Origin of the sequence: Ureibacillus sp. FSL K6-3587, assembly GCF_038593165.1 — a bacterium.
GTDB classification, from domain to species: Bacteria; Bacillota; Bacilli; order Bacillales_A; family Planococcaceae; genus Ureibacillus; species Ureibacillus suwonensis.
In genome coordinates, this window is record NZ_CP151969.1 from 1,277,762 (window position 1) to 1,291,088 (window position 13,327).

Genomic DNA, 13,327 nt, shown 5'->3' on the forward strand with positions numbered 1-13,327 from the left:
TCTTTAGGGGGGCCGCCGAAATGACTGAACATTATTATTCCAAAAAGCCTCAAGTACAGAGTAATCCGCAGCAATGGCGTTATACGCTTTTGGGACATTCTTTTTTATTTGAAACGGATTCTGGAGTATTCAGCAAAGGCGAAGTAGATTTTGGGTCCCGTTTGTTGATTGAAACATTTGAGATGCCGGACATGGATGGGGCCGTATTGGATGTGGGTTGCGGCTACGGTCCAATCGGGTTGGCGATCGCAAAACAATACCCTGACCGCACAGTGTTCATGATGGACATAAATGAAAGAGCAGTGGAATTGGCGAAAAAGAATGCGGAAATGAACGGAATTCAAAATGTACGTATCTATGAAAGCGATGGAGTTTATATTGATAAAGGGGTCAAAGTTGCAGCCGTTTTAACAAATCCGCCGATTCGTGCGGGCAAAGAAACGGTCTTCAAAATTTATGATGGAGCGTTCCACCATTTGAGCGACGGCGGAGAGCTTTGGGTGGTCATCCAGAAAAAACAAGGCGCACCATCAACGCAGAAGTATTTGGAAGAAAAGTTTCGTTCAGTGGAAGTAGTCGAGAAGAAAAAAGGCTATTGGATTATCAAAGCTGAAAAGTAAATGGAATGACCATAAAATATTGACTTGACAAATTGGCTATGATAACATAATAAAATGCAAAAATATTATTTTTTGGGAGTATGTCCTTTTGTATGCAATGATTTCTAAGTGGGTATACTTGCCGTGGATAAATTAAGTTTAATCGAAAATGAGGTTTTAGAAAAGTCTCGTTTTCTTTTTGTCTTTGGAAAATCATACACCATTTATTTGATTTTGCAAAGACCTATTATCGCTTTATTGAGGGGTGAATAAGTTGACAGGTCAACTAGTTCAGTACGGACGACACCGCCAGCGTAGAAGCTTTGCGCGCATTAAAGAGGTGTTGGAGCTTCCAAATTTGATTGAGATTCAGACATCCTCTTATGACTGGTTCCTTAAAGAAGGATTGCTTGAATTGTTTAAAGAAATTTCTCCAATCGAGGATTTCACAGGTAATCTTTCTCTTGAATTCATCGATTTTTCATTGGGCGAACCAAAATATGATGTCGATGAATGCAAGGAACGTGATGTAACTTATGCTGCTCCATTGCGCGTGAAGGTACGTCTTCATAACAAAGAAACTGATGAAGTAAAAGAACAAGATGTTTTTATGGGTGACTTCCCATTAATGACAGAAACAGGAACATTTATTATCAATGGCGCCGAACGTGTTATCGTATCACAATTGGTACGTTCACCAAGCGTATATTACCATGATAAAACGGACAAAAACGGCAAAAAAGGATTCGGTGCAACAGTCATTCCAAACCGTGGTGCATGGTTGGAATTTGAAACGGACGCAAAAGATATTGTCTATGTCCGCATCGACCGCACTCGTAAATTGCCTGCTACCGTTTTATTAAGAGCGTTAGGATTCGGTTCCGATCAAGAAATCATTGATATTCTCGGTGATAATGAATATTTGCGTAATACGCTTGAAAAAGACAATACAGACAGCACGGAAAAGGCGTTGATCGAAATTTACGAACGCCTTCGTCCAGGCGAACCACCGACTGTTGACAGCGCAAAAAGCTTGCTGTATTCCCGTTTCTTTGATGCGAAACGATATGATTTGGCAGCCGTTGGTCGCTATAAAATGAACAAAAAACTTCATATTAAAAACCGTTTGTTCAATCAAAAAATTGCAGAAACATTGGTCGATCCTGAAACAGGAGAAATCATCGTTGAAAAAGATACAATTATCGACCGACGCACATTGGATAAAATTCTTCCTTACCTGGAAAAAGGTGTCGGATTCCGTACTTTATCCCAAGCAGGTGGTGTATTGGATGGAGACGTTACAGTCCAATCCATTAAGATATATGCTCCTAATGATGAAGACGGTAAAGTCATCAATGTAATTTCCAACGCGAACGTTGAAGAAGAAGTGAAACATTTGACGCCGGCCGATATCATTGCCGCACTATCCTACTTCTTCAACTTGCTGTACGGTGTAGGAAATGTTGACGATATCGACCATTTAGGTAACCGCCGTTTACGCTCTGTTGGTGAGCTGTTGCAAAACCAATTCCGTATTGGATTATCCCGTATGGAACGGGTTGTACGTGAACGCATGTCCATCAACGACACAGCTTCCATCGTACCGCAACAGTTGATCAATATCCGTCCTGTCATTGCCGCGATTAAAGAGTTCTTCGGAAGCTCTCAATTATCGCAATTCATGGACCAAACAAACCCATTGGCAGAATTGACGCATAAACGCCGTCTTTCCGCTTTGGGACCAGGCGGTTTGACAAGAGAACGTGCCGGTATGGAAGTGCGTGACGTTCACTATTCCCACTATGGCCGCATGTGTCCAATTGAAACGCCAGAGGGTCCGAACATCGGATTGATCAACTCGCTATCAACTTATGCGAAAGTGAATAAATTTGGTTTTATCGAAACTCCATACCGCAGAGTCGACCCTGAAACTGGGCGAGTAACAGATCAGATTGATTACTTGACAGCCGATGAGGAAGACAACTATATCGTGGCTCAAGCAAACTCACCATTAAATCCAGACGGTACATTTGCCAAAGAAGAAGTTTTAGGTCGTTTCCGTGGGGACAATACAGTTTTCAAAAGAGAATTGGTTGACTACATGGACGTATCACCTAAACAAGTCGTATCTGCTGCGACAGCATGTATCCCGTTCCTGGAAAACGACGACTCCAACCGTGCGTTGATGGGTGCAAACATGCAGCGTCAAGCAGTGCCTTTAATTCAGCCTGAGGCCCCTTATGTGGGAACAGGAATGGAATATGTAGCTGCCCGTGACTCTGGAGCTGCGGTAGTCAACAAATATGACGGTATCGTGGAACATGTTGAATCCCGTGAAATCCGTGTTCGCCGCATTGAAATCAAAGACGGCAAAGAAGTAAAAGGCGAATTGGATGTTTATAAACTTCAAAAATTCCAACGTTCCAACCACGGTACATGCATCAACCAACGTCCAATCGTGAAAGTTGGAGATCGCGTAAAACCAAAAGATATTTTGGCTGACGGACCTTCCATGGATAAAGGTGAACTCGCTTTAGGCCGCAACGTCCTTGTTGCTTTCATGACTTGGGAAGGTTTCAACTACGAAGACGCGATTATTATGAACGAACGTCTTGTGAAAGACGATGTCTATACTTCCATTCATATTGAAGAATATGAATCTGAAGCCCGTGATACAAAATTGGGACCTGAAGAAATTACACGCGATATTCCAAACGTGGGTGAAGATGCGCTCCGCAATCTTGATGATCGCGGTATTGTCCGCATTGGTGCGGAAGTCCGCGATGGCGATATCCTGGTTGGTAAAGTGACGCCAAAAGGAGTTACTGAACTTACTGCCGAAGAACGTTTGTTACATGCAATTTTCGGTGAAAAAGCCCGTGAAGTCCGTGATACATCATTGCGTGTACCGCACGGTGCTGGAGGAATCGTTCTTGATGTAAAAGTCTTCAACCGCGAAGACGGAGATGAATTGCCACCAGGCGTTAACCAACTCGTGCGTGTTTACATTGTGCAAAAACGGAAAATCCGCGTCGGGGATAAAATGGCCGGACGCCACGGTAACAAAGGGGTTATTTCCCGCATTTTGCCTGAAGAAGATATGCCGTTTTTGCCGGACGGAACTCCGGTTGACATCATGTTGAACCCATTGGGCGTGCCATCTCGTATGAACATCGGACAAGTGTTGGAACTTCACTTAGGTATGGCTGCCCGCAGATTGGGCGAATACATGGCAACGCCTGTATTTGACGGAGCAAACGAAGAAGACGTTTGGAGCACAATGGAAGAAGCGGGATTGGCTCGGGATGGTAAGACAATCCTTTATGATGGACGTACCGGCGAACCATTCGATAACCGGGTATCTGTCGGTATCATGTACATGATTAAATTGGCTCACATGGTTGATGATAAACTTCATGCCCGTTCAACAGGTCCATACTCTCTTGTAACGCAACAACCACTTGGCGGTAAAGCGCAATTCGGTGGGCAACGTTTTGGTGAGATGGAAGTTTGGGCGCTTGAAGCATACGGTGCAGCCTATACACTACAAGAATTGCTAACAATCAAATCTGATGACGTGGTAGGTCGCGTAAAAACATATGAAGCGATTGTAAAAGGAGAAAGCGTTCCGGAACCGGGCGTGCCTGAAAGCTTCAAAGTGTTGATCAAAGAACTTCAATCTCTCGGGTTAGACGTGAAAATGCTCACGGTCGATGAAGAAGAAATTGAATTGAGAGATATGGATGAAGATGATGATCTGCAACCAGCTGATGCTCTCAATATCTTGCCGGCTAAAGAAGAAAAACCTGTTGAAACACAAAAATAATGCATGCGGGCAGGAATTGTCCTGCCCCATTAAAACTTTACGGTTTTGATTAAAATAGGAATGCCAAAAGGACTTATTAAGGGAGGTAGGCTCCTTGGTTGACGTAAATGAATTTGAATTTATGAAAATTGGTTTGGCTTCACCGGATAAAATCCGTTCTTGGTCCTATGGAGAAGTAAAAAAACCTGAAACAATTAACTATCGTACATTAAAACCTGAAAAAGACGGTCTTTTCTGCGAACGCATCTTTGGTCCGACAAAAGACTGGGAATGCCACTGCGGAAAATATAAACGCGTTCGTTATAAAGGTGTCGTTTGTGACCGATGCGGTGTAGAAGTAACACGTGCGAAAGTTCGCCGTGAACGCATGGGACACATTGAACTTGCTGCGCCGGTTTCCCACATCTGGTATTTCAAAGGAATTCCAAGCCGTATGGGCCTCATTCTTGACATGTCGCCTAGAGCTTTGGAAGAAGTTATTTATTTTGCATCTTATGTAGTGATCGATCCAGGTGCCACAACACTTGAAAAGAAACAGTTATTGTCTGAAAAAGAATACCGTGCATATCGTGAAAAATTCGGCAACAGCTTTGAAGCCGGAATGGGAGCGGAAGCAATTAAAAAGCTCCTGGAACAAATTGATTTGGAAGAAGAAGCAAATAAATTAAAAGAAGAATTGAAAACCGCTCAAGGCCAACGCCGTACTCGTGCCATCAAACGCCTTGAAGTCATCGAATCTTTCCGCAGTTCCGGAAACAGACCGGAATGGATGGTGTTGGAAGTTCTTCCGGTTATTCCGCCTGAACTTCGGCCAATGGTGCAACTCGATGGTGGACGATTCGCTACATCCGACTTGAACGATTTATATCGCCGTGTGATTAACCGTAACAATCGTCTAAAACGACTACTTGATTTAGGTGCTCCAAGCATCATCGTCCAAAACGAAAAACGTATGTTGCAAGAAGCGGTGGATGCATTGATTGACAACGGACGCAGAGGCCGTCCTGTAACAGGTCCTGGTAACAGACCATTAAAATCTTTATCCCACATGTTAAAAGGGAAACAAGGCCGTTTCCGCCAAAACTTGCTTGGTAAGCGTGTTGACTACTCAGGACGTTCCGTTATTGTCGTAGGTCCAAACTTGAAAATGTATCAATGCGGTCTGCCAAAAGAAATGGCGATCGAATTGTTCAAACCATTTGTTATGAAAGAGCTTGTTGAAAGAGGATTGGCTCACAATATAAAAAGCGCAAAACGCAAAATTGAGCGCATGCACAATGAAGTATGGGATGTATTGGAAGATGTAATCAAAGAACATCCGGTACTTTTAAACCGTGCCCCAACCCTTCACAGATTGGGAATCCAAGCGTTCGAACCAACGTTGGTTGAAGGCCGTGCGATCCGCTTGCATCCACTTGTATGTACAGCTTATAACGCAGACTTCGACGGTGACCAAATGGCCGTACACGTGCCATTATCAGCGGAAGCTCAAGCGGAAGCGCGTCTCTTAATGCTTGCGGCACAAAACATCCTGAATCCAAAAGACGGTAAGCCAGTTGTAACACCATCCCAAGACATGGTATTAGGAAACTACTATCTAACACTTGAACGTAAAGGCGCCCGTGGAGAAGGTTCCGTATTCTCCAGCCCGGATGAAGTGTTGATTGCTTACCAAAACGGAAATGTGCACCTGCACAGCCGGATTGCCGTTAAAGCAGGCTCTCTAAACAACAAAACGTTCACGGAAGAACAAAATAAAAAATTCTTAATCACGACTGTTGGTAAAATCATTTTCAATGAAATTTTGCCAGAATCATTCCCATACATTAACGAACCAACATCTTACAACTTGGAAGTGGCAACACCAGACAAATATTTCGTCGACTTGAAAATTGACGATGAAATGTTGAAAGAACTGGAAGCTTCCGAAGAATACAACCAACTTTCCGAAAAAGAAAAAATCGAATATCAACGGAAAGCGGTATTGAAAAAATATATCGAAGATCAAGAACTCATTACACCTTTCCGTAAAAAATTCTTGGGAAGCATTATCGCGGAAGTGTTCAAACGTTTCCATATCACGGAAACATCCAAAATGCTTGACCGCTTGAAAGACTTAGGATTTAAATATTCAACACGTGCTGGTATTACGGTAAGTATCGCTGATATCCTCGTATTGCCAGAAAAGAAAGAAATCTTGGATAAAGCTCAGAAAAAAGTGGATAAAGTTATGCAACAATTCCGCCGTGGTTTAATCACGGAAGAAGAACGATATGACCGAGTGATTTCAAGTTGGTCTGAAGCGAAAGACGAAATTCAATCTAAATTGATGGACTCCTTGCCAAAATTGAACCCAATCTTCATGATGAGTGACTCCGGTGCCCGTGGTAACGCATCGAACTTTACTCAGCTTGCCGGTATGCGTGGTCTGATGGCCAACCCGGCCGGTCGAATTATCGAACTTCCAATCAAATCTTCCTTCCGTGAAGGTTTGAGCGTATTGGAATACTTCATTTCGACGCACGGTGCCCGTAAAGGTCTTGCCGATACAGCGTTAAAAACAGCGGACTCCGGATATTTGACTCGTCGTCTCGTGGACGTAGCCCAAGACGTAATTATCCGCGAAGAAGATTGCGGTACAGACCGTGGATTAACAATTGGCGCATTAATGGATGGAACAGAAGTCATCGAATCATTGGAAGAACGTATTATTGGACGATACGCGAAGAAAACAGTACGTCATCCTGAAACGGGAGAAGTGCTTGTAGAACGTGACAAACTTATCACACAAGATATCGCTAGAAAAATTGTGGAAGCCGGCATTGAAAAAGTGACAATTCGTTCAGCCTTTACATGCAATACAAGACATGGTGTATGTAAAAAATGCTACGGCATTAACTTGGCGACTGGTGAAGAAGTTGAAGTGGGTGAAGCGGTCGGTATTATTGCAGCCCAATCCATTGGTGAACCAGGTACCCAATTAACGATGCGTACATTCCACACTGGTGGGGTTGCCGGTAACGACATCACGCAAGGTCTTCCACGTATCCAAGAAATCTTTGAAGCCCGCAATCCAAAAGGGCAAGCGATTATTTCTGAAATTCGTGGTATCGTCACAGACATTGAAGAAAGTCGCGATGGTTTAAGAGAAATTACCGTTGTCGGCGAAATTGAAACCCGCAAATATCAAGCGCAGTATAATGCACGCTTGAAAGTAGCGGTTGGAGATGAAGTGGAACCTGGCCAAGTGCTTACAGACGGTTCAATCGATCCAAAACAATTGTTGAAAGTAAAAGACGTGGCCACAGTTCAAGAATATCTGTTAAAAGAAGTTCAAAAAGTATACCGTATGCAAGGGGTGGAAATCGGCGACAAACACATCGAAGTAATGGTTCGCCAAATGCTTCGAAAAGTGCGTGTCATCGAAGCGGGAGATACAGAACTGCTTCCTGGAACGCTTCTTGATGTTCATCAATTTACAGACGCGAACAGAGAAGCGATTATGAGTGGAAAAATTCCTGCAACTTGCCGCCCAGTGATTCTCGGTATTACAAAAGCATCTCTTGAAACAGAATCATTCTTGTCAGCTGCATCCTTCCAAGAAACAACTCGCGTGTTAACGGATGCCGCAATCAAGGGCAAACGGGATCCATTGCTAGGACTCAAGGAAAACGTCATCTTGGGTAAACTTGTCCCAGCAGGTACTGGTATGCAAAGATACCGTCAAATAAAAATCAAAGAAGATCCGGTGGATGCACAGGAAGAAATGACATCCGTCGAATGATCGGCAATGAACGGGCTGTCAAATCCCTAATTTGAGTATCCGGTTATCCAGCGGAAGGCCACTGCCGCTTATAGAGAATAGCGGCGGACAGGATCCTTCTGCTGGATTAACTAAATATAAATAATGTTAGAAATTATTTTTATCACCCACATAAAAAATGAATTGACAGATTGAAATGATAATGATAATATACTTAGGGTTGATAGCAACTGTTTCTACTTCGGAGGATATGTAAATGTCTTATGAAAAAGTAAAACAGGCAACTAAAACAATCATAGGAACAAAGCAAGCAGTAAAAGCAATAAAGGCTGGCCGAGCCAAAGAGATTATCGTCGCACAAGATGCAGAAGAACGAGTGACTCAACCCGTTATCGCTCTTGCGGAAGAATACGGAATTCCGGTCGATTATGTGCAATCGAGAAAAGAGCTAGGCAAAGCGTGCGGAATCCAAGTTGGAGCTGCCGTTGTTGCAATTGCTGCGGATTAGTTTTTGTGAAAAACACAAAAGCTTTGTTTTTACCCTAAAAATGAACCACCTGGATGTGTGGAATTAAAAGATGAAATGAAGGGAGGAAAAAACAGATGCCTACAATTAACCAATTAGTGCGCAAACCTCGTAAATCTAAAATTACTAAATCTAAATCACCTGCGTTAAACAAAGGTTACAATAGCTTCAAAAAATCTCTTACTAACGTTAATTCACCACAAAAACGCGGAGTATGTACACGTGTTGGTACAATGACACCGAAAAAACCAAACTCTGCGTTACGTAAATATGCCCGTGTTCGCTTAACAAACCAAATCGAAGTTACAGCTTACATTCCAGGTGAAGGTCATAACCTTCAAGAACACAGCGTTGTATTAATTCGTGGTGGACGTGTAAAAGACTTACCAGGGGTACGTTATCATATCATCCGTGGTGCTCTTGACACTGCAGGTGTAACTGATCGTAAACAATCCCGTTCTCTATACGGTACGAAAAAACCAAAAGAGAAAAAATAATTAAAATAGATACAATCACATTCATCGAAAGGAGGAAAACACATGCCACGTAAAGGTCCTGTTCCAAAACGCGACGTGTTACCAGATCCACTTTACAATTCAAAATTAGTGACACGTTTAATCAATAAAATCATGATCGATGGTAAAAAAGGTACTGCCCAAAGAATTCTTTACGGTGCGTTTGACATCGTTAGAGAACGTACAGGTAAAGATCCACTAGAAGTGTTCGAAGAAGCATTAAATAACGTAATGCCAGTTCTTGAGGTACGTGCTCGCCGTGTTGGTGGTTCCAACTATCAAGTACCGGTTGAAGTTCGCCCAGACCGTCGTATCACTTTAGGTCTTCGCTATCTAGTGAACTATGCGCGTCTTCGCGGTGAAAAAACAATGGAAGAGCGCTTAGCGAATGAAATTTTGGATGCTGCAAACAATACAGGTGCTGCAGTGAAAAAACGCGAAGATATGCACAAAATGGCAGAAGCAAACAAAGCATTTGCACACTATCGTTGGTAATCTGAATTTTGTACTAGCTCTATGCTAGTACAAAATTTAAACATATTATTAAGTCTAAACCCAATATGGAAGGAGACAATTCCCTATGAAACGCGAATTCTCCCTAGAGAATACACGTAATATTGGGATTATGGCTCATATTGATGCTGGTAAAACAACAACAACTGAGCGGATCCTTTATTACACTGGTAAGATTCACAAAATTGGTGAAACTCACGAAGGTGCCTCTCAAATGGACTGGATGGAGCAAGAGCAAGAACGTGGTATTACAATCACTTCTGCTGCGACAACAGCTCAGTGGAAAGGCCATCGCATTAACATTATCGACACACCAGGACACGTAGACTTCACTGTGGAAGTTGAACGTTCTTTGCGTGTACTTGACGGTGCGGTAACAGTACTTGATGCTCAATCCGGCGTTGAGCCACAAACTGAAACAGTATGGCGCCAAGCAACAACATACGGCGTTCCACGTATCGTATTTGTTAACAAAATGGATAAAATCGGTGCCGACTTTTTATATTCAGTAAGTACTCTTCGTGATCGCTTGCAAGCGAATGCACACCCAGTTCAATTACCAATCGGTGCAGAAGATCAATTCTCTGCAATTATCGATTTGGTTGAAATGAAAGCTTATTTCTACACAAACGACCTTGGAACTGATATCCAAGTAGGTGAAATTCCAGAAGAATACCAAGCACAAGCTGAAGAATACCGTGAAAAACTCATTGAAGCGGTTGCTGAACTAGACGAAGAATTAATGGAAAAATACTTCGCTGGTGAAGAAATCACTGTTGAAGAGTTGAAAGCGGCTATTCGTAAAGCGACAATCGCAGTAGAATTCTATCCAGTTCTTTGCGGTAGTGCGTTCAAAAACAAAGGTGTTCAATTAATGCTTGATGCAGTAGTTGATTACTTGCCTTCACCAGTAGATATTCCTTCAATTAAAGGTACTACACCTGATGGTGAAGAAGTAGAACGCCATGCTAGCGATGATGAGCCATTCTCAGCATTAGCGTTCAAAGTTATGACTGACCCATATGTTGGTAAATTAACATTCTTCCGTGTGTACTCAGGTATATTGGAATCTGGTTCATACGTTCTAAACTCTACAAAAAATAAACGCGAACGTATCGGACGTCTCCTTCAAATGCATGCAAATCACCGTGAAGAAATTTCAAAAGTATTTGCAGGAGATATCGCAGCTGCAGTTGGTTTAAAAGACACAGTAACTGGTGACACGCTTTGCGACGATAAAAATCCTGTTATCTTGGAATCAATGGAATTCCCAGAGCCAGTTATCTCAGTTGCTATTGAACCAAAATCTAAAGCAGACCAAGATAAAATGAGTACAGCGCTTGGTAAACTTCAAGAGGAAGACCCAACATTCCGTGCGCATACAGACCAAGAAACTGGTCAAACAATCATCTCCGGTATGGGTGAGCTTCACCTTGACATCATCGTTGACCGTCTAAAACGCGAATTCAAAGTGGAAGCAAACGTTGGTGCTCCTCAAGTTTCATATCGTGAAACATTCCGTACGACTGCTCAAGTTGAAGGTAAATTCGTTCGCCAATCTGGTGGTCGCGGTCAATATGGTCACGTTTGGATCGAATTCTCTCCAAACGAAGAAGGAAAAGGTTTCGAATTCGAAAACGCTATCGTCGGTGGGGTAGTTCCTCGCGAATATATTCCAGCTGTTGAAGCAGGATTAAAAGACGCTATGGAAAACGGTGTTCTTGCCGGATACCCTCTTATCGACATCAAAGCGAAATTATTCGATGGTTCATACCACGATGTGGACTCCAGTGAAATGGCGTTCAAAATCGCTGCATCTATGGCATTGAAAAATGCAGCTCAAAAATGTAACCCTGTATTACTTGAGCCAGTAATGAAAGTGGAAGTTGTAGTTCCTGAAGAATATCTTGGTGATATCATGGGTCACGTAACTGCCCGTCGCGGTCGCGTTGAAGGTATGGAAGCCCGCGGTAACGCACAAGTGGTTCGTGCGATGGTGCCACTAGCAGAGATGTTCGGATATGCGACTACACTACGTTCCGCAACTCAAGGACGCGGTGTATTCTCAATGGTATTTGACCATTACGAAGAAGTGCCAAAATCCATTGCGGAAGAAATCATCAAAAAAAATAAAGGTGAATAATAATTGAAATCTCACCTTTTATCAAGTATAAATAATTTGTAAGCTATGATTGTATGACAAGGAAACAATTTCTTGTCAGCAGTTGTAAAATATAAAAAAATACTAGTAATAGGAGGCTTTCTCTAATGGCTAAAGAAAAATTCGATCGTTCAAAACCACACGTTAACATTGGTACAATCGGTCACGTTGACCACGGTAAAACTACTTTAACTGCTGCTATCGCAACAGTTCTTGCGAAAAAAATTGGTGGTGAAGCTAAATCTTACGACCAAATCGACAACGCACCAGAAGAAAAAGAACGTGGTATCACAATCAACACTTCTCACGTTGAATATGAAACAGACAAACGCCACTATGCACACGTAGACTGCCCAGGACACGCTGACTACGTTAAAAACATGATCACTGGTGCGGCTCAAATGGACGGCGGTATCCTAGTAGTATCTGCTGCTGACGGTCCAATGCCACAAACTCGTGAACACATCCTTCTTTCTCGCCAAGTAGGTGTGCCATACTTAGTAGTATTCTTAAACAAATGTGATATGGTAGACGATCCAGAATTATTAGAATTAGTAGAAATGGAAGTTCGCGACTTACTTTCAGAATATGATTTCCCAGGTGATGAAGTACCTGTAATCAAAGGTTCTGCTCTTAAAGCTCTTGAAGGAGATCCTGAATGGGAAGCAAAAATCATCGAATTAATGGATGCAGTTGACGAATACATTCCAACTCCACAACGTGAAGTTGATAAACCATTCATGATGCCAGTAGAAGACGTATTCTCTATCACTGGTCGTGGTACAGTTGCAACTGGTCGTGTAGAACGCGGTCAACTTAAAGTTGGTGACGAAGTAGAAATCATCGGTCTTGCTGACGAACCAACAAAAACAACTGTAACTGGTATCGAAATGTTCCGTAAATTACTTGACTATGCAGAAGCTGGTGACAACATCGGTGCACTTCTTCGCGGTATCTCTCGTGACGAAGTACAACGTGGTCAAGTATTAGCGAAACCAGGTTCAATCACACCACACACTGCTTTCAAAGCACAAGTGTACGTATTATCAAAAGAAGAAGGTGGACGTCATACTCCATTCTTCTCTAACTACCGTCCACAATTCTACTTCCGTACAACAGACGTTACTGGCGTAATCACATTACCAGAAGGCGTAGAAATGGTTATGCCTGGCGACAACGTTGAAATGACTGTAGAATTGATCTCTCCTATCGCGATTGAAGAAGGTACTAAATTCTCTATCCGCGAAGGTGGACGTACAGTAGGTGCAGGTTCTGTATCTGAAATCATTAAATAATTGAAGTGAAATAGCTTACAATTTCAACCATCTTGTAGATTTTCTACAAGATGGTTATTTTTTTGCGATTCTATAGATAAAGTGAATATTGCTTATTCAAAATATGTATTTCATTTATGCAATGTTTTA

Annotated in this window: 8 protein-coding genes; all 8 read left to right on the top strand. The window is 42.4% G+C overall.

Features of this window, described 5'->3' with window-relative positions:
* The first annotated feature begins 20 nt into the window (after window positions 1-20).
* Entirely contained in the window at window positions 21-620 is a 600-nt protein-coding gene (locus tag NSS77_RS06205; RefSeq protein WP_342470848.1) for a class I SAM-dependent methyltransferase, read from the top strand.
* A gap of 244 nt (window positions 621-864) precedes the next feature.
* On the top strand, window positions 865-4,425 hold the full coding sequence (rpoB, locus tag NSS77_RS06210) for a DNA-directed RNA polymerase subunit beta (protein ID WP_342470849.1): 3,561 nt from the start codon (window positions 865-867) through the stop codon (window positions 4,423-4,425).
* A gap of 94 nt (window positions 4,426-4,519) precedes the next feature.
* Window positions 4,520-8,209 carry a DNA-directed RNA polymerase subunit beta' gene (gene rpoC, locus NSS77_RS06215; RefSeq protein ID WP_342470850.1) on the top strand — a complete coding sequence of 1,230 codons (3,690 nt, stop codon included), beginning with the start codon at window positions 4,520-4,522 and terminating at the stop codon, window positions 8,207-8,209.
* A 235-nt stretch (window positions 8,210-8,444) separates the two neighbouring features.
* Window positions 8,445-8,696: a 50S ribosomal protein L7ae-like protein gene (locus tag NSS77_RS06220; RefSeq protein WP_342470851.1), complete on the top strand. Its 252-nt coding sequence runs from the start codon at window positions 8,445-8,447 to the stop codon at window positions 8,694-8,696.
* Window positions 8,697-8,791: 95 nt separating this feature from the next.
* Window positions 8,792-9,211 carry a 30S ribosomal protein S12 gene (gene rpsL / locus NSS77_RS06225; RefSeq protein ID WP_208651254.1) on the top strand — a complete coding sequence of 140 codons (420 nt, stop codon included), beginning with the start codon at window positions 8,792-8,794 and terminating at the stop codon, window positions 9,209-9,211.
* A 42-nt stretch (window positions 9,212-9,253) separates the two neighbouring features.
* The gene (gene rpsG, locus NSS77_RS06230; protein ID WP_342470852.1) at window positions 9,254-9,724 is read left to right on the top strand and encodes a 30S ribosomal protein S7; all 471 of its coding nucleotides are present in this window, start codon (window positions 9,254-9,256) and stop codon (window positions 9,722-9,724) included.
* A gap of 85 nt (window positions 9,725-9,809) precedes the next feature.
* Window positions 9,810-11,885, top strand: a complete 2,076-nt coding sequence (gene fusA, locus NSS77_RS06235) for an elongation factor G (protein ID WP_342470853.1) — start codon at window positions 9,810-9,812, stop codon at window positions 11,883-11,885.
* Window positions 11,886-12,010: 125 nt separating this feature from the next.
* A complete protein-coding gene (gene tuf, locus NSS77_RS06240) occupies window positions 12,011-13,198 on the top strand; it encodes an elongation factor Tu (RefSeq protein WP_342470854.1) in 1,188 nt (395 codons plus the stop codon).
* Window positions 13,199-13,327: the final 129 nt, after the last annotated feature.

What these genes read in the sequence shown, in the direction of transcription:
- fusA (WP_342470853.1), top strand. Translation starts at nt 9,810, where the DNA reads ATGAAACGCGAATTCTCCCTAGAGAATACACGTAATATTGGGATTATG.
- tuf (WP_342470854.1), top strand. Translation starts at nt 12,011, where the DNA reads ATGGCTAAAGAAAAATTCGATCGTTCAAAACCACACGTTAACATTGGT.
- NSS77_RS06220 (WP_342470851.1), top strand. Translation starts at nt 8,445, where the DNA reads ATGTCTTATGAAAAAGTAAAACAGGCAACTAAAACAATCATAGGAACA.
- rpsG (WP_342470852.1), top strand. Translation starts at nt 9,254, where the DNA reads ATGCCACGTAAAGGTCCTGTTCCAAAACGCGACGTGTTACCAGATCCA.
- NSS77_RS06205 (WP_342470848.1), top strand. Translation starts at nt 21, where the DNA reads ATGACTGAACATTATTATTCCAAAAAGCCTCAAGTACAGAGTAATCCG.
- rpsL (WP_208651254.1), top strand. Translation starts at nt 8,792, where the DNA reads ATGCCTACAATTAACCAATTAGTGCGCAAACCTCGTAAATCTAAAATT.